We start from the raw sequence: 17,683 nt of genomic DNA, 5'->3' as shown, positions 1-17,683 counted from the left end.
TTTTCAACTGTCCAGCCAATCCCGAAATACCTGCACCTTTTCCCGGCTCACGATAATTTCCTCCGGTTCTCCACTCTTCAGAAAAAGCCGCAATCGACTGTTGGAATACGCTACCACATCCCGAATGGCGTTGAGGTTGACAATAAACTTCCGGCTGACCCGAAAAAACAGGGCCGGATTGACCAGTTCCTCCACCACCTCCAGCGGGTAATCAATCACCAGATTCCGCTTATCGCTCCGTTGGATAAACGTGCCTTTGTCCCGGCTAAAGAAGCAGTCGATCTGTTCAACGGGCACAAAATGCAGGTGCTCACCCACCTTCACCACAAACCGGCTCTTGTACTGTTTGGTCAGACGCTGAAAGGCTTCGTCCAGTTTGACAATACTCTCCTGCTGTCGCGACAGGCTCTCCTGCGGGCTTAGCTTCCGGAACTTGGCGTACGCCTGCTGTAGATCTGACTCCTGAATCGGCTTGAGCAGATAATCGATGCTGTTGACCTTAAAGGCTTTAATGGCGTACTCGTTGTAGGCCGTTGTAAAGATAACCGGACTGGTCACCTCTACCCGTTCGAAAATATCGAAGCTCAGCCCATCGGCCAGTTGGATGTCCATAAAAATCAGATCCAGCGGGGGGGTCGCCGACAGGTACTGCACGGCCTTTTTGACCGAATCCACGCGGGCCAGTACGGTAATAGCCTCATCCAGCCGCTCCACCAGTTGCTGCAATCGTTCGGCAGCCAGTTTTTCGTCTTCGATGATCAGTACATTCATGATTTAGCTACGGTAATTTCGGCGGCCGGTTGGCTGTGCAGGATGGGCAACTTTACAATAAAATAGTTAGGAGACGGATCAATTACAACGTTCCGGTTAGACAGAAACGTGTACCGGGCCGCAATATTCTTCAGACCCAGCCCGGTTTTCGGTTCCATCGTCGCTTTGAGCTGCAGGTTATTCCGTACGACCAGATAATCCTGCTCGATGAACACCTCAATCCGTAACGGATCATCTTCGGAGATGATGTTGTGCTTTACGGCGTTCTCCAGCAGCATCTGCAACGCCAGCGGAGGAATCTGGCTGTCCTGCCCGGTATCAATCCGAATATCGATGTGCAGGCTTTCGTCGTAGCGGATTTTCTGGAGAAACAGGTAATCCTTCACAAACCCCAGTTCATCCCGCAGCGGTACCAGTTCGGTATCGCGCGTGTCCAGCACATAGCGGTACACATCGGCCAGTTTTCGGATAAACAGCACGGCCTGATCCTGGTCTTTATACACCAGACTGGTAAGGGCATTGAGGCTGTTGAACAGAAAATGCGGATTGACCTGACTTTTTAAGGACTCGTACCGCGACGAGAGCACTTCGGCACTCAGCCGCTCTTCGTTGATGGCCGATTGCCGCCAGGAGAACAGAAACATCCGTCCGTGCAGGAACAACGATACCAGGGTAGTGATTAGAAAAGAACTGATAAACGACCCTTTTACCGACCTATCGGTAAAGAAGCCGGCAATAGGTTTGCCGAGCCAGAGCAAATGGAGAGCCGCATTGATAGCCAGAATAATGATTGTCGACAGAATAATTGTACCCAAAATACCGGCAATAAACCGCTTACCGGGCTCCCGCACCCAATTGATTCTCGTATTCAGATAATCGGTCAACAGTCCGTTGCCCGTCCAGAGAAACGCCCAGAACGAGCCGGTAAAAACAGACATGGTAATGGCCCCCTGCCACGACGAATAACAGTCCCGGCAATTCAGGTAGCCTGTCGGAATGCCCATCAGCCACAGCAGGATGAAGAAAAGAATGGGATGAATGCGGTTGGTGGTTTGACTAGGCATAGAATTGGCTGCTTTTCGGTAGGGCGAACTCACTTCCCACACATCTCCATCACCTTCCCTACCATAGACAGTCCCCATCTGGGCATCAGATCGGCCTGCCCTTGTTCTTTTTCGAAATAAGAACGCGATTTTGCCACTAATTCGCAAGGTTCGGCAGTGGAGCCGCCCATGTACTGCGCCGTACCGACCTGCATCTGCCCCAGCAGCAGCATCGCCCGCGGGTTCTCGGGGTTAAGCTGGTGTGCTTTCTGCAACGTACCAATAGCCTGGCCCGCCAGCGTCGGTCCGTACGAAGCCGGGTCACTCGCCACTTTGATCATGTAGAGGTAACCCTGCAAGGCCACCAGTTCCGACTCTTCCGGTTTCAGAGCCTGCGCTTTGTCCAGCACCGCCTGGGCCTGCTCCAGATACCCGTTCAGCTTAGCTGCGTCGCGCGAACGGCCCGCCAGCCAAAGGTACGATAAGGCTTCGTAATAAAGCGGCAGCCACTCCTTCGTCTCTTTCCGGGCGATCAGGTTGAACTGATTGGCTATCGGAATGAGGTCTTCTGCCTTTTTGGTGTTGTACAGGGCGTCAATGGCCTGAGTCATGGCTTTTTCGTAAGCTCCGTCTTTGGCAAAAACGGTGATGCTGGTGCAGAGGGTAATGGCGAACAGGGCAATTACGTGTGTGATCGATTTCATACGTGTGTGTTTTACAGGTTATTTAATTGATTAGCGGATTTGTCTTTGGAAAGGGTAATCAGCAGGCCCACGAATACGAACCGGGTTGCCCCCTGCCCGATTTCTTTCCGGCGGTAGATGCCGTTTTCGTCGGGAGTCGGGTTGTAGAGATAGCCGAAGGTATTCCGGCGGCCGGTGACGTTACTCACCGATGCATACAGGATGATGCTGGACCGGTGCAGGTAACTCCAGTTGAAGCTCAGGTCGTGGTAAACCGGTGTTCGGCGCACCTCCCCTTCCGTTGCGTTCGGATCGGCATACGGCCGGCCGCTGGTGATGGAGTTGGTAAAACCAACCTGCGACTTCAGCGGAGCAATAAAGCGCTTGAAAACCACCGACAGGTTATGCGCCGACGCAAACGACGGGGCTTGCAGGTACGAGAAGTCGCGGTAGTTGCGTTTGGTATCGGTAAACGAATAGGAGACCCAGTAATCCGTGCCCGGCCAGGACTTGTTATCCCGCCAGAACACATCAACACCCCGCGCATAACCGTAGCCGTTGTTGGTGTAGGAACCAGCCTCGGCCCGGTCGAACGTCACCAGCTGCCGATACTGCTTGTAGTAAGTTTCGACCCGGAATACCTGCTTCTGACGAACCCGCTGGAAGTTGAGGATGTAGTGATCGGCCCGCTCAAAGGTCAGGTTATTGGTATAACGCAGCAGATCGTTCTCCGGCGTTTGATAAAAGGAGCCATAAGCCGCCGACACCTGACTGTAAAGCCCGGTTTTGTACGCCAGATTGATGCGGGGTGACCAGTTGCCCCGCTGCAACAGGCCGGAGTATTCGGCCCGGCCGCCGATGCGGGCCACCAGCTTGCTGGTGAGGTAAACATCTGCCTCCACAAAGGCACCGGCCAGGTTCTCGGCGAAGAAGCTGGTTTGAGTCTGATGAAGCGCACTGTCCTGGTGTGTTTGGCGGTAGCCGCTGTAGATGAGTTCGGCCCCCATGTTTAGCGAGACATTCTGGTTTAGGTCGTGTACCAGGGTTACCTTGCCGTGCAGGCTCCGCTCTTTACGATTGATCTGGGCCGGCTCCGGCTGAATCTGGTCATCCAGAATGGAATACGCCAGTCCGGCTTTCAGCCACCATTTCTCGCCCAGGGCATCCCGGTAGGTGCTGTTCAGATGCATGTACCGGTTGTTCAGCGCCACGCTCCGCTCGCGCTCAATGTTTGCCGGGTCCGGCTGGAACAGGGCCGATTTGGCGGTGTTACCCAGGGCGTATACCTTCAGCAGCCCCTGTTTGCCGACTTTCTGCCGGATGTGCAGCGAACCGTCTGCCGACACCGGGGCTTTGGTCCACCGCACGTTCTGGCTAATCAGGCCGAAATACAGGGCCAGGTTAAAGTAAGATGCCTCGGCGGTTACGGATGTCTTTGGGCTATGTTGCGTATGCGACAGGCTCCCGCCCACCGACAGCAGCGAGAAGTCTGTTTGGGTCCGGGCGGGGTAATCAATGGTGTTCAGCACCAGGGTAGAGCTGAGCGCCTGCCCGTATTCGGCCGAATAACCGCCGGTGCTGAAGTTGGTACCTTTAAAAATAAACGGGGAAAAGCGGGTACGGGTGGGCAGGTTGGGGGCCGAAGACTGAAACGGATTCTGCGCATACAGGCCGTCGATGAACAGCCGGGCTTCGTTGCCGGCTCCTCCGCGCACAAACAGCCGCCCGGATTCACCGTTTTTCTGGGTACCGGGCAGGGTATTGATGGCCCCCGCCAGGTCGCCCACTGCGCTGGCGGTGGTGACAATGTCGAGCGGCTTCAGCATAACCCCCTTCTTTTCGTCGCCGGCCTCAAAGCTGCCGGCGGTAATGGTAACACCAGCCAGTTTGTTGATAGCTTCTTCCAGCTTTACCGTAACGACAATGGCATTCTGATTCAGCGTTACCGGCCGCTGCACTTCCTTATACCCCAGCATGGAAATGACCAATATTTGGGACCCCTTTTCGGTAGTCGTGAAGCTGAATTCTCCTTGTTCATTTGTGCTGGCTCCGCAGTAGGTATCTTTCAGGAAAATGCTCGCACCGGGTAACGCGCCACCTCTGCTGTCGGTAACGGTGCCGGAAATTTTTACCTGCCCAAAAGCGGGTAATGTAAAAAGAAGACCGACAACCAGTATCCAGTTTTTCATGCGCCTTTGTGCGTATTTGTTGCTCAAAGGTCATGGATGGGCGGGGCTCGCGAAAAAAATAGAAACCGTACTGTTGAATCGGGCGGCTGAATTGTGAAAAGTGTGGGCTAAAGCTTTACGAAGCGCTGCCGAATCGAATCTGTTGGAAGCCGACAGGCTCCACTTTTGAAAGTAAAACCGGAGGCCCAGCCCCTTTATAGTGGAAATAACCGCCATGAACCGTACCCGATTGGCCCACCTGTTGCTGGGCCTGCTCACCCTGGGAATGACTGTAGCCTTCCGGCAGGACGTTCCCGCCCGCCTGCATCTGTTTCTGCTCATTGGACAATCGAACATGGCCGGGCGAGGAATTCCCGAAGCGGAAGATCAGCAACCTCACCCGCGCATCTGGATGCTCACTAAAGAGCAAACCTGGGTACCGGCCCGCGCTCCGTTGCATTTTGATAAACCGGCCGTTGTGGGTGTTGGGCCGGGGCTGCCCTTTGCCAGGGCCATCGCTGACAAGTATCCGACGCTGAACATTGGCCTGATACCGGCGGCTGTGGGTGGGTCCGGCATCAATGCCTGGCAGCCGGGAGCCTTTTATGAACCCACCCAGTCGTACCCCTACGATGATGCCATTCGGCGGACCCAAAAAGCGCTTGAACGTGGACAGTTGGCGGGGATTCTCTGGCACCAGGGTGAGTCGGACTCCAACCCCGCCAATACCGGCGCGTACGGTACCCGGCTGGCGGACCTGATCGCCCGGCTGCGTATAGACCTGAACGCCCCCGACGTGCCTATTGTGGTAGGGACATTGGGCGACTTTATTGTCAACCGGAACCCAAGTGCCGGGCTAATCAACGAAACGCTCCGGCAGTTACCCCGCCAGGTAGCAAACACCTACTGCGTAGAGGCATCGGGCCTGACGCACAAGGGAGATACCACCCACTTTGATACGCCCTCGGCCAGAACGCTGGGTCGGCGCTACGCCGAGGTTTTCATTCAGAAGAAGCGGATAAAACCAACGCGCTGACGAGCGATTGTACTCTGGCGTTGGACATTAGATTTTAGACGATAGACAGAATCAACCGCAACGGAGGTCCAATGCTATGGAGCTTCAATACGGTAGAAACGTTCAACGTCTAATCTCCAACGTCCATCCTTCCTCACTTCCTGATCTGATTTTCGAACAGGAAAACGCCATTCTTATTAGCCACAATGATGTCTAACCGGCCGTCGCCGTTCATGTCGTGGACCGTGATGTTGAGGCCGGCCCCGGAATCGTTGTCGATGATGTGCTCTTTGTAATACGGTGCTTTACCGGGGGTGAACTCAAACCACAGCAGAATGGCCGGATCGCTGTCGCCGGGGTCGCGGCCGTGGTGCGCCAGAAAGCGCTTGCCGGTGATATAGTCCTTGCGGCCATCGCCGTTCAGGTCGGCCATGATCGAGGAGTGCGTCTGGGCGGTGGTGTTGCTCATCAGGTGGGTCCGGAAATTGATATTGCCCTGCTCGTCGTTCACCTGCTCGTACCACCAGACGCCCAGGGCGTGCGCCGACGCGCTGACGACATCGTTCTTCCCATCGCCGTTCACGTCCAGCACCTGCATGTGCGAGCAGGGTTCGCCCAGGCTGGCCGGGTGAAACACCCAATTACCGGCTTTGTTATCCCTGGTGCCCTGAAACCAACCTTCCCGCACCACCACATCATTAATGCCGTCTTTGTTGACATCGCCGTAGCCGATGCCGTGGGAAAACGGCTCAGTGCCGGGTACCTTTTCCTGACTCAAGGCAAACCGCTTCCATTCGGTTTCGCCGGGCTTAGAGGGGGATTTCAGCCAGATAATCTGCTTTTTAGCCGGATCTCCGCACAGAATATCCAGCCGCCCATCACCGTCTATATCCACAAAGGCCGGCGACTCATTCGCGATACCGACTGAGTCAGCCAGGATGTGCTTTTTCCATCCGCCGGTTGTCGCCACGCCGGGCGTAGCGACGCCGGATTTGCTCTTTGGATTCTCGAACCAGAAGCCGGCTTTACCGGGGAAGTCAATGATGACTACATCGTCCCAGCCGTCCTGGTTTACGTCCATGCCTATATTCAGGAATGAGTTGCTGTACTCCTTGCGCGGATCGAACACGCGGGAAGGAGCCAGTTCGTGCCGGGTCCAGTGGGGGGCTTCAAACCAGTAATAACCGGCCACGATGTCCATTTTCCCGTCTTTGTTCAGGTCGGCGACCGCCACCCCTTCGGAGATAAAATCCCGGGTGAGGGTTGTTTTCTTAAAGTTGCCCTCCGGAACAACCGGTTTGGCCGGAGCCCGGTCAGCCTGATTAACGGCCTGTTGTTTGCGAACATCAAACATGGTTTTCTCCTGACCGTATGTCTGGGTAAAACAGCCGGCAAGCAGGAGCAGCGCCAGTACAACGGAGTTGCACTCCGTTGTACTGCCCTTGGTCGTTTTTTCTAGTAAGTCCATCATATTTGGTAGCTTAACGGTTTATGCCTGTGAGAAGAACGGAGTTAAACTCCATTGTACACAAACGAACGGAGTATAACTCCGTTTTACAAATACTTACAGCTTCCCCAGCCGGTCGTTGTATTCGCGTAAAAGCTTTTTTGAATCCTCTGAACCAATGGCTCCGATGCGCTGAATCATAAACGGCAGGATCTTTGGCAATTTGGCTTTCTCTGCCAGTTGAAGCGCCCGTTTCGCATCGACCGCAGCGAGTGGTTCGACCGCATACCAGACCATCAGGGGCTGATTGTGATCGTCTTTGTCTTCCGCCCGCTGCGCCAGGGCCTCCAGTACCTCCCACCGCTGGGCGGGCTCCAGCCGGAGCATAGCCGAAGACAGATAGAGCCGGACCAGGGCCGATTTATCCGTTTGGGCTAAGGCGGCCAGGCGTTTCAGCGTTTCGGGGGTAACGGCTTTGTCCTCCGCCAGAAGCTGAATGGCCCAGCTACGAACGTATTCATTCTCATGCGTTAACAGATCGGTTAGCTCTTTTTCAGTAATACCCTTTGTCACGTGCAAGGTCCAGAGCGCCCGCAGCTTACGGGTCACATCCGGATTTTTGGCGAGAATCTCCTTCAGTGCCTTATGCACTTTTTTGTTCGGGCCGCGCTCCTGCAAAAGCGTTCGGGCCTGCCGTACATACCATTCGTTCGTGTGCAGCTGGTAGTTGACCAATTCCATATCCGATGCCTTCGACAAATCGGCCTGTACCCATTTATCGTTTTCGTGGGTAATCTTGAAAATCCGGCCCAGCGTCTTGTCGTGTACATCCGGGTTGGCACTGTGGCACTGGTTTTTATCGTACCAGTCGATAGCCCAGACCGAGCCGCTGGGGTCGTATTTCATGTTCAGCCACTGGGACCAGGAGTCGTTCATGGCCAGAAAATCCGGTTTATGGGTAACCAAATACCCTGAACCCGAGCGGCTGGGTTGGTCGTTGTTCAGCCGGGCACCGTTGATGTTGTTCATGAAAATGGTGTTCCGGTACTCTTGCGGCCAGCTACCACCCAGATACACCATTGCCCCGGCATGGGCATGCCCCCCACCCGCCGAGGCCGACCGGAAGTTCCCGGCATGGGGTCCGCGTTCCCCTACCCAGTGTACATGATCGGCGTGGGTTTTTATATCGTCGTAGGTGTAGGGGTTAAAATGCTTGCCGGCCTGCCGCTGGTAGCGTCCGCCCTGAATCATGTGGTACATATGCGGAATGACGCAGGCAGTGATAAACGCATGGCCGTAGTCGTTGAAGTCAATACCCCAGGGGTTGCTCGTTCCTTCGGCAAACACTTCAAACTGGTGCCGGGTTGGGTGATACCGCCAGACTCCGGCGTTGATCTTCGTCCGCTCCGAATCCGGTGCGCCCGGCCTGCCGACATTGGAGTGGGTAAATACGCCATGATTGCCGTACAGCCAGCCGTCGGGTCCCCAGCGCAGGCTGTTCAGGGTTTCGTGGGTATCCTGCGTACCCCAGCCGTCGAGAAGTTTCTGGACCGGCCCGGTCGGCTTGTCGGTTTTAAAATCGGCCGGGATGAACAACAGGTAGGGAGCCGCGCCCAGCCACACCCCACCCATGCCGACTTCGATACCACTGACCAGGTTCAGCCCTTCCATAAAGACCTTCCGTTTGTCAAGCGTACCATCACCATTTGTATCCTCAAAGATCAGAATACGGTCGCGGCCCTGACCTTCCGGAGCCGGAACGGGATAAGTGTGTCCTTCGACCACCCACAACCGGCCCCGCCAGTCGATAGTGAAAGCGATTGGGCGGATGATAGTCGGCTCGGCAGCCCCTAGTGTTAGTTTAAAGCCCCGGGGCAAGGTCATGGCTTTGGCCGCTTCGGTGCCGGAAAGCCCGGCGTTCAGCACCGGATCGAGCGGTGGCAGTATGATGATGTCTTTTGGTTTCAGTTCGTTGGGGAAGCTGGGGCGGCTGGCGTAGAACCGAAAATCGTCGAAATTGATGTGCGCCCACTTATCGTTGGGGATGTAGGGTATCTGCGAGATGCCAGTTTCGTTGTCGATGATCCGGATAAAAATCTCTTTGTTCAGGTACGACTGCATATCAACCACTACCGGCTGCAGCGTGGCCCGGCCCTGCCCGGTTATCTGGAAAATAACCTTGTTGGTGCTTGCCTCAACCAGTTCAACGCGGGTATCCTGCAAGGCTCCACCCGACACCCGAAACGCGGCAAACGGCTGGGTGACCGTAAACGGCACCGATGTTAACGTGCCCGTCAGTTTATAATTAGTGTTGCCGCCACTGCTTAGAAAATACTTACCCTCGTAGCCGATATGCATCTCTTTTTCATGCACCGGTGACGGATCCTGGTCGTACAATGGGCTTGTAAACGCATCGCCGGTAGCGGTCCAGTCTTTCAGGCTCCCGCTTTCGAAACTCAGGTTGAGGGGCAGATTGTTCTTCAAGGGTACCTGTCCAGCTATCGTAATATCAGAGATTACGCCCTCTACTACCTCAAAACTGCCGACCATGCCGGCGGTTCGGTGGCCGGGTACCGTGCAATAATACGTATCGCTCTGGCCGGCGGTAAACGTGATGCTGGTGCGGGCACCCTTATCCAAAATCGTCTTACTTTTCAGGCCGAGTTTTTCCAGGGCAATGTCGTGCGTCATCTGCTCACCATTTCTGATGGTAATCCGCACCTTATCCCCTTTGTTCGCTTTCAGCGTAGGATTGCGGGCACCGTCTTTGCCAAAATACCCCAGCATGGTGGCCTCCAGTTCATAATCCCGGTCAAAGCGCTCGACTGCCGGAGAGGACGCCGGTTTAGCCGGCTGGTTCTGGCTAAAAACTTGTGTAGTATACAGAAGCGTCAGCAAAACAGGAATACGTACCAAACGAAAGAAGTACATGGGAATAAATCTGATCGGAGTTAGGAATATGCAGGATAAAATTAGAAGAAAATCCGTTGCAGCCAAATCACCGGACATTCTTTACCACAAATCACCGGGAAATTGTAATTTGACCACCCATTGCCAAAGCGGACTATACCCGTTCAACCAATTACTCAATCAACCAGCCACCATGCTATCCGTTGCCGAAGCCCTCTCCCGGATTCTGACCTATACACTTCCCTTACCCACCGAAACTGTCCCGCTGACCCAGGCCGTCGGCCGCGTCCTGCGTGAAGACATCCGCGCCGACCGCGATTTTCCGCCCTTCGACCGGGTAACGATGGACGGCATCGCCATTCGCTACGAAGCCTTTGCCGGTGGGCAGCGTACCTTCCCCATTATCGGCACCCAATTTGCCGGTCAGCCGCTGTTTACCCTCACCACACCGGATGAATGCCTGGAAGTGATGACCGGAGCCGTACTGCCCGATGGCACGGATACCGTTATACGCTACGAAGACATCACAGTCGCCAATGGCGTGGCTACCATCGCCATCGACGAAATTCAGGCGGGCCAGAATGTTCACCGCCAGGCGACCGACCGACAGGCAGGTGAATTGCTGTTACCGGCCGGTACCCGACTCCGACCGACCGAAATTGCCGTGCTGGCCTCGGTGGGAAAACCGACGGTTGCGGTAAGCGCCCTGCCCCGTATCGCGCTGATCTCGACCGGCGACGAACTGGTGGGCGTCGATGAAACCCCACTGCTCCACCAGATTCGTGGCTCCAACACCTATATGCTGTATGCCGCCCTGCAAACCCTGGGCATCGAAGCCTCGCTGAACCACCTGCCCGACGATCAGGCGAAAATGACGGCCGGGCTGGCAACCATTTTGCAGAAAAACGACCTCCTGATTCTGAGTGGGGGCGTATCGGCGGGCATGGCCGATTTTGTGCCGGGGGTCATGATGGACCTCGGCGTTCGGGAGCGCTTCCATAAGATTGCCCAGCGCCCCGGCAAGCCGCTCTGGTTCGGCACCACCGATGCCGGCAAGGTGGTTTTTGGCCTTCCCGGCAATCCGGTTTCCACCACCATGTGCCTCTACCGCTACCTGCTGCCGTTTCTGCACGCATCAATGGGCTGCCAGTCGGAGTATACCCGTTTTGCCACATTAGCCGAACCGGTGACTTTTAAGCCGGCGCTGACGTATTTTCTCCCTGTTAAGCTAATCAGTCAGCCCGACGGAAGCCAGCTCGCCCAGCCGCTACCCGGCAGCGGCTCCGGAGACTACGCCAACCTCATCGACGCCGATGGTTTTCTGGAACTACCAGCCGAGCAGTCCGATTTTAAGGCCGGGGAAGTATTCCTAATATTGACGTTCAGCTGACACCCTGCCACCTATGTTACCCTACCAACCCGCTCAACTCCCCACCGAAGCCGACCTGTACCAGCGCAGCGCCGACTATTACGCCTTTATGGATACCCGGCGCACCGTTCGCGATTTTACCGACCAGCCCGTTCCCCGTGCCGTCATCGAAAACCTGATTATGACGGCATCCACCGCGCCCTCGGGCGCCAACAAGCAGCCGTGGACCTTCTGTGTGGTGGGCACCCCGGATCTGAAACGACAAATTCGGGAAGCCGCCGAGGCCGAAGAATACCGCAGCTACCACGGCCGTATGTCGCCCGAATGGCTGGAAGACCTGGCCCCCCTCGGCACCGACTGGCGAAAGCCTTTCCTGGAAACCGCCCCCTGGCTCATCATCGTCTTCCGCCGTATTTACGAGCTGAAAGGCGAGCAAAAGCGCAACAACTATTACGTCACGGAATCGGTCGGGCTGGCCTGCGGCTTTCTGCTGGCGGCCATTCACGACGCCGGCCTGGTGGCCCTTACCCACACACCCAGCCCGATGGATTTCCTGACCAAGCTGCTCAACCGCCCCGCCAACGAAAAGCCGTTCCTGCTGATCCCCGTCGGCTACCCCGCCCCCGATGCGACCGTACCGGATATTAAGCGCAAGGAGAAGGACGAGGTGTTGGTGTGGTATTGATGCCGGAATGTACGGACCCGCGTCCCGCTGGTCCGTACATTCCTTGCCTTTTCCCAACTTTTCGTGTTACTTAGCTCTTGTCAACCCAAACCTCTCAACAGATGACCTTTATTTCCCGCAGAGACGTCCTCAAATCCCTGACTTTAGGCGGTGCCGCTACCCTGTTTTCGCCCCATGTCTTGCTTTCGGCCACCAGCCGGCAGAAAGAGCGTCTGGGCGTAGCACTGGTGGGTCTAGGCTACTACAGCACCGATCTGCTGGCCCCGGCCCTGCAACAGACCAAAAACTGCTACCTCGCCGGAATCGTGACGGGTACGCCGGCGAAAGCCGAGGCCTGGAAACAGAAATATAACATCCCGGACAAGAACATTTATACTTACCAGAATTTCGATCAGATTGCCAATAACCCGGATATCGATGTGGTGTACGTGGTGCTGCCGCCCTCAATGCACCGGGAATTTGTAATTCGGGCGGCCAACGCGGGCAAGCATGTCTGGTGCGAAAAGCCGATGGCGGTGTATGCCAGAGAGTGCCAGGATATGATTGATGCCTGTCGGAAAAACAAACGGTCGCTGGCGATTGGCTACCGGCTGCAGCACGAACCCAATACGCAGGAGTTTCGCCGGATTGTGAATCAGAAACTGCTGGGTAAGGTACAAAAGCTGAACTCGGCTGCCGGCTACCGCGAGAACCGCACCAACCACTGGAAACAAAGCAAAGAAATGGGCGGCGGGGTTATGCACGATATGGGTGTCTACTCCATCCAGAGCGCCCGGCTGGGTACCGGCATGGAGCCGATTGCCATTGTCTCGGCCAAGACCTCAACCACCCGGCCGGAGATTTACAGGAACGGACTGGCCGAGACCTGCGTAGCCACGCTGGAGTTTCCGGGCGGGGTGCTGGCCGATATTGAAACCACGTTTGGCCGAAGCGTTAACTTCCTGCATATTAACTGCGAAAAAGGCGACATCAAGGTAGAGCCGTATCAGGGCTATGCCGGTCAGAAAGGCAGCAGTCCGCTGGGCGAATTTCACCACCAATATCAGGTGCCCTGGCAACAGGCGAACCAGATGGACAACGATGCCATGAGCATTATGCAGAACAAGCCCATGCGGGCACCGGGCGAAGAAGGGCTGCGCGACATCCGGATTGTGGAAGCGATCTACAAAGCTGCCGACTCCGGCAAGCGGGTTATTCTGTAAGGATTGCTTAGTTTCGGCCTATCAAACCAAACGCCATGCTACCCGCCGACTTCACTGAACTATCGACCGAGCGCCAGCTGGACATCCTCTACTTTGAGGGTGACCTGCTGGCCAACCGGTACGAAGACGAATTTATCTACCTGCTCTACAGCCTCGACGAATTCTTTGTCGAACTGCGCCACGATGCCTACACCAACAAGCTCCGGCAGGTAACGGCCTTCCGCTCCACCGATAAACTGGAGCCATACCTGCCCTATCTGACGGAGATTGGGTACGAGTAATACCGGCCCAACAGTTCATGAACGATACATATCCTAAAATCTACCTGTACAAGCGAATCGTTCAGGCGAAGCTGTTTATCGACAGTCATTTTGGCGAAGCCCTTGACCTCAACAACATAGCCGACGAAGCTTACTTTTCCAAGTTCCATTTCATCCGGCTCTTCAAAACCATTTACGGTAAAACCCCGCACCAGTATCTGACCAGCGTGCGGATCGAAAAGGCTAAACTGCATTTACAACAGGGAACGTCAGTGACCGAAACCTGCTTTCTGGTTGGTTTTGACAGCCTTAGCTCCTTTACCGGACTCTTTCGGCGATACCTGAACGTATCGCCATCTGTTTACCAGCAACAATACCACGAAAGGCAAAAACTCATCAAACAGCAGCCCTTACGGTTTATTCCGAACTGTTTTGTTGAACAGAAGGACTGACCTAAAAAAGCAATTTTCAAGAAGTGATTCAAGGCATCATTGCAGACTTTTGCCCCACAACCAAACGAAAAAAACAATGATCCGAAAATTAAGTCACGTCAGCATTTATGTGCTCAACCAGGACAGCGCCTACGATTTTTACGTAAATAAACTCGGTTTCACCGTTCATACCGATGCGCCTATGGGTCCCGGCATGCGCTGGCTGACCGTCTGCCCGCCCGACCAGCCTGAACTGGAAATTACCTTAATGCCCATTGAAGAAGGCATCATCTTCAAAGGCGACGCGGCTGCCCAGATGCGGGAGTTGGTAAAACAGGGTACCTTTGGTTTCGGCGTTTTTGAGTGCAATGATTTGAACGCCACCTATGAAGAATTGAAAGCCAAAGGTGTCGTTTTCAAAAAGCCACCGACTAGGGAGTTCTACGGCTATGAAGCCTTGTTCGTCGATGACTCCGGCAACTGGTTCTCACTGGGACAGAAGAAATAAGGGCAGAACGGCTAATCAGGTACCTGATTTTTAGTTCGGATTGGGCATTAGTAAATCCCCACCTAAACAATACTTTCACGTAATCCCAAAATTGTAGCCGCTCTTTATCTATGGCCAAAGACAGATCAAATGGGTATGAAGCTGTAGCGACCCATTTCAGCAAGTGTCGCGGACAAGCTGTTAATGGCATCGGCACGTCTACCGTACGTGCCTGGGTCCGGACAATACCCCAACCGGCTACAGTGCTGGACCTCGGTTGTGGAACGGGCATACCTATTTCCAGCATGTTGATGGAGGAAGGCATGACCGTCTACGGCCTCGATGCATCACCCACTATGGTTAAAGCTTACCGGCAGAATTTTCCCACTGCGCCTGTCGTCTGTGAGGCAGCCGAAGAATCCTCCTTATTGAGCGCAATTTCAGTGCCGTTAAAATCTGAGAAAAGTTTTTGCTGAACTGAACCTGCAACAGGCCTCATGCTACTCCATTGTATATCCCTCCACCCCGCCACGGTATAGGATCTGGCCCTGCTCCAACATTGGGATGAGCAGCCCCAAAAGCACAGGACCTGGGCAGAGGCTACGGCACTCAGATGACGACCTTAGCTATTGACCGCTGCTTTCAGGTAAGCTGGATACCGCTCTTCTAATCGATCCCTTAGTGACCAATGTTAGCGCCCATCGGTTCTCTGAGCGGCTGGGGTACCGGTTTGTCGAAGAACAGCCATTTAGCGAAGATCGCTGTGCCGTTTTCCGCCCGGACAGAGAAGCCTGGAAGCGCAGCCCGGCATGTATCCGGTAAGCCAGCGAGCACCATACATTAAAAGTAAATTCTAAGTTATCGCCGGTCAACAAGCGACCCCGGCTCATCAACGATGTAACACAACCAGTATTACATAGTTATGATAAAAACAACGTTTTGATCGGATGCTCCTCGACAAGAACATACCCATCAGGTATATCCTGACTAGTGTAAAATATGACCTCCTCATTGTTTTGCTGGTCAGCCTGCTCACGTACTACCTCACCGAGAAATCGCACCGGTACCTACCCGAGATGCCGTTGTCAATCCCGGTTTTTCTGGGAACTGCCATTTCTATCCTGCTGTCGTTTAAGATGAATCAATCGTATGACCGGTGGTGGGAAGCCCGGAAAGTGTGGGGAGCCATTGTCAACGACTCCCGGAGCCTGGTCATTCAGATGCAGTCTTTTTTTGGGCAGGATGAGCGGGAGGTAATCCGGCGGATCGCCTACCGGCAAATTGCCTGGTGCTATTCGCTTGGCCGGTCGCTCCGGGGGTTGAATCCGCAGGAAGGCATCGGCCATCTGCTGTCAGAAGAAGATCAGCAGGAAGTCGGTCGGCACCTCAACAAACCGCTGGCCATGCTGCAGCTCAACGCACTGGAGATAAGAGCCCTGCGGCAGCGCGACGAAATCGACGTATTCACCCACGTGCATCTGGATAAAACACTGGTGCGGTTATGCGATTCTATGGGAAAAGCCGAGCGTATCAACGGTACGATCTTTCCCTCAACCTACCGCCAGTTTCTACATTTTATTATCTACCTGTTTGTTGTAACGCTGTCCATATCGCTGCAGGACGTGGAGCCATACTTCAAAATACCACTGCTGCTGGTTATAGCCCTGGCGTTTTTTATGATCGAGAAGAGCGCGTATCATCTGCAGGACCCATTCCGCAACCGTCCCAGCGATGTCTCGGTTACGGCCATTGCCATTACCATCGATATTAACATCCGGCAATTGCTCGGCGAGCAGAAAGTGCCGGAAGCCGCTCAACCGTCAGCCTTTTATATTTTGTAATCAGTCACCAAATCTCCAATGGTCAGTTATGCTTTCTGGTTTCTGCCTGTGAATCGCAGCAACCGGAAAGGCGGGAAGTAGGTAAACAAACAATCAGGAGAACTTCTCTTCCCGGAAGTAAAAACCGACAATGGCTCCTACCACCCCACCCAGTATACCCGCTGTGGTAGTAAACAACTGCATAGTCCGGTCAAACTCTTCCCGGTTGGCACTGTTGTAGGCCATATACACGATAAAGGCGAGCAAACTAAAATAAGCGATCAGCGCCAGCAGGGCGACATATTTGCGCAGGGAGGAAACTCTGCCCTGCTGGACACCTGAAATGGCGGGAATTCTTCCTGTACGCATACCTGAACAAGTGTTTATGTGTGTTAAAGGAGTAAACCGGCATTACACGTGAAAGCCGGTATTAACTGGCCAGGGAAAGACCATCAGGAGCTTCATCTTCTTCGTAATCCTCATCCAGAAGCGGTATTTCTTCTTCATCAGTCAGGGTGTAAAAATACTCCACAACCGGTCGTTTACTTTTTTCAGTGCCCTTCACAATCCTGGCAACCCGTTTTGTCTCGACTACTTCCTCCAGAATGCCCAGGGCCATAGCAAGGATGCCGGCCTCGTCGTACCCGTCCTGTTCCATTCGTTTTAAAAACATTTCTGCTTTTCCGGTCAGGCGTATGTTGATTTTTCGGGCCATAGGATATAGTTGGTTTTTAAATCAGGCTGTAACATAAGAAGATATTTAAATAATGACAATATACTCACTAATAATTGGGTAACCCATGGCTTTTTTGTAAATGTAAGGTACCCTGCCCTTGACAAACAATATACGCACACAAGCAGTTGAAACAGCATAGCTCAACATAACAACACGGGTATGCAACCGAATATTGGTCTTGAATCTGACGTCCTTAAACAGGACAATGAGTTACTGAACGCCTTTCTGGCCGACCTGCACGTGCTCTACATCAAAACCCGCAAATACCACTGGAATGTAGCGGGTCCGAATTTTATGGAATACCACGAATTTTTCGAGAAGCAGTATAATGCCCTTGAAGCAGAAATCGACCAGGTAGCCGAACGCATCCGGCAGTTGGGCGGTAAGCCGGTGTCGACCATGCACCAGTTCCTGCAGGCAACGAGCCTTCAGGAAGATGAAGGTTCACCAAAAGACACCGCCGAGATGTTCAGAAACCTGCTGAACGACCACGAACAGGTGGTGCGGGAACTGCGCCAGGATGTACAGACCTGCGACGAGGAGCTGAACGATGCCGGCACCGCCGATTTCCTGACCGGCCTGATGGAAGCCCACGAGGCTATGGCCTGGATGCTGCGGAAGTATTTGTCGTAAGCGAACTGGTATGTAAGCCCCCG

At 54.2% G+C, this 17,683-nt stretch carries 18 protein-coding genes; 10 read left to right on the top strand and 8 right to left on the bottom strand.

Features of this window, described 5'->3' with window-relative positions:
* Positions 1 to 3 precede the first annotated feature (3 nt).
* Genes ABD931_RS03545 through ABD931_RS03530 form a run of 4 tightly spaced genes read right to left on the bottom strand, consistent with a single transcriptional unit; the run spans position 4 to position 4,686 of the window.
* Positions 4 to 771 (bottom strand): LytR/AlgR family response regulator transcription factor, encoded by a 768-nt coding sequence (locus tag ABD931_RS03545; RefSeq protein WP_345264007.1) that lies wholly within the window; start codon positions 769 to 771, stop codon positions 4 to 6.
* The gene (locus ABD931_RS03540; RefSeq protein ID WP_345264005.1) at positions 768 to 1,835 is read right to left on the bottom strand and encodes a sensor histidine kinase; all 1,068 of its coding nucleotides are present in this window, start codon (positions 1,833 to 1,835) and stop codon (positions 768 to 770) included. Before ABD931_RS03540 ends, ABD931_RS03545 begins: the two co-directional genes overlap by 4 nt.
* Positions 1,836 to 1,864: 29 nt before the next feature.
* Entirely contained in the window at positions 1,865 to 2,518 is a 654-nt protein-coding gene (locus ABD931_RS03535) for a tetratricopeptide repeat protein (RefSeq protein ID WP_345264003.1), read from the bottom strand.
* An 11-nt stretch (positions 2,519 to 2,529) separates the two neighbouring features.
* Positions 2,530 to 4,686, bottom strand: a complete 2,157-nt coding sequence (locus tag ABD931_RS03530; RefSeq protein ID WP_345264001.1) for a TonB-dependent receptor — start codon at positions 4,684 to 4,686, stop codon at positions 2,530 to 2,532.
* A gap of 214 nt (positions 4,687 to 4,900) precedes the next feature.
* Between ABD931_RS03530 and ABD931_RS03525 the strand changes: the two genes are divergently transcribed.
* Positions 4,901 to 5,701: a sialate O-acetylesterase gene (locus tag ABD931_RS03525; RefSeq protein WP_345263999.1), complete on the top strand. Its 801-nt coding sequence runs from the start codon at positions 4,901 to 4,903 to the stop codon at positions 5,699 to 5,701.
* Between the two features lie 133 nt (positions 5,702 to 5,834).
* Here the strand turns inward: ABD931_RS03525 and ABD931_RS03520 are convergent, their stop codons facing one another.
* Together ABD931_RS03520 and ABD931_RS03515 are read right to left on the bottom strand one after the other, a co-directional pair.
* The gene (locus tag ABD931_RS03520; protein ID WP_345263997.1) at positions 5,835 to 7,151 is read right to left on the bottom strand and encodes an FG-GAP repeat domain-containing protein; all 1,317 of its coding nucleotides are present in this window, start codon (positions 7,149 to 7,151) and stop codon (positions 5,835 to 5,837) included.
* Between the two features lie 93 nt (positions 7,152 to 7,244).
* Positions 7,245 to 10,058, bottom strand: a complete 2,814-nt coding sequence (locus tag ABD931_RS03515) for a PVC-type heme-binding CxxCH protein (RefSeq protein ID WP_345263995.1) — start codon at positions 10,056 to 10,058, stop codon at positions 7,245 to 7,247.
* 172 nt (positions 10,059 to 10,230) lie between these two features.
* On the opposite strand from ABD931_RS03515, the gene ABD931_RS03510 reads away from it, so the two are divergent.
* From ABD931_RS03510 to ABD931_RS03480, 8 genes are all read left to right on the top strand, one after another.
* Positions 10,231 to 11,427 (top strand): molybdopterin molybdotransferase MoeA, encoded by a 1,197-nt coding sequence (locus ABD931_RS03510; protein ID WP_345263993.1) that lies wholly within the window; start codon positions 10,231 to 10,233, stop codon positions 11,425 to 11,427.
* Between the two features lie 13 nt (positions 11,428 to 11,440).
* On the top strand, positions 11,441 to 12,091 hold the full coding sequence (locus ABD931_RS03505; RefSeq protein ID WP_345263992.1) for a nitroreductase family protein: 651 nt from the start codon (positions 11,441 to 11,443) through the stop codon (positions 12,089 to 12,091).
* A gap of 101 nt (positions 12,092 to 12,192) precedes the next feature.
* Positions 12,193 to 13,293: a Gfo/Idh/MocA family protein gene (locus tag ABD931_RS03500; RefSeq protein ID WP_345263989.1), complete on the top strand. Its 1,101-nt coding sequence runs from the start codon at positions 12,193 to 12,195 to the stop codon at positions 13,291 to 13,293.
* 35 nt (positions 13,294 to 13,328) lie between these two features.
* Positions 13,329 to 13,574: a hypothetical protein gene (locus tag ABD931_RS03495; protein WP_345263987.1), complete on the top strand. Its 246-nt coding sequence runs from the start codon at positions 13,329 to 13,331 to the stop codon at positions 13,572 to 13,574.
* Positions 13,575 to 13,591: 17 nt separating this feature from the next.
* Positions 13,592 to 14,005: an AraC family transcriptional regulator gene (locus tag ABD931_RS03490; protein ID WP_345263985.1), complete on the top strand. Its 414-nt coding sequence runs from the start codon at positions 13,592 to 13,594 to the stop codon at positions 14,003 to 14,005.
* A gap of 76 nt (positions 14,006 to 14,081) precedes the next feature.
* Positions 14,082 to 14,492: a VOC family protein gene (locus ABD931_RS03485; protein WP_345263983.1), complete on the top strand. Its 411-nt coding sequence runs from the start codon at positions 14,082 to 14,084 to the stop codon at positions 14,490 to 14,492.
* A gap of 110 nt (positions 14,493 to 14,602) precedes the next feature.
* A complete protein-coding gene (locus tag ABD931_RS29230; protein ID WP_370469302.1) occupies positions 14,603 to 14,947 on the top strand; it encodes a class I SAM-dependent methyltransferase in 345 nt (114 codons plus the stop codon).
* A gap of 471 nt (positions 14,948 to 15,418) precedes the next feature.
* Complete coding sequence (locus ABD931_RS03480) at positions 15,419 to 16,312, top strand: bestrophin family protein (protein ID WP_345263981.1); 894 nt, start codon at positions 15,419 to 15,421, stop codon at positions 16,310 to 16,312.
* Positions 16,313 to 16,405: 93 nt separating this feature from the next.
* Here ABD931_RS03480 and ABD931_RS03475 read toward each other — a convergent pair whose 3' ends face one another.
* The gene (locus ABD931_RS03475) at positions 16,406 to 16,660 is read right to left on the bottom strand and encodes a hypothetical protein (RefSeq protein ID WP_345263979.1); all 255 of its coding nucleotides are present in this window, start codon (positions 16,658 to 16,660) and stop codon (positions 16,406 to 16,408) included.
* A gap of 61 nt (positions 16,661 to 16,721) precedes the next feature.
* Positions 16,722 to 17,006: a hypothetical protein gene (locus tag ABD931_RS03470; RefSeq protein WP_345263977.1), complete on the bottom strand. Its 285-nt coding sequence runs from the start codon at positions 17,004 to 17,006 to the stop codon at positions 16,722 to 16,724.
* A 180-nt stretch (positions 17,007 to 17,186) separates the two neighbouring features.
* On the opposite strand from ABD931_RS03470, the gene ABD931_RS03465 reads away from it, so the two are divergent.
* Positions 17,187 to 17,660, top strand: a complete 474-nt coding sequence (locus ABD931_RS03465) for a Dps family protein (RefSeq protein ID WP_345263975.1) — start codon at positions 17,187 to 17,189, stop codon at positions 17,658 to 17,660.
* Positions 17,661 to 17,683: the final 23 nt, after the last annotated feature.

The sequence above is a fragment of the Nibrella viscosa genome (genome assembly GCF_039541875.1).
Taxonomy (GTDB): Bacteria; Bacteroidota; Bacteroidia; order Cytophagales; family Spirosomataceae; genus Nibrella; species Nibrella viscosa.
The sequence above is the reverse complement of the archived record's forward strand: the minus strand, read 5'-3'. Positions and strand labels throughout refer to the sequence as shown.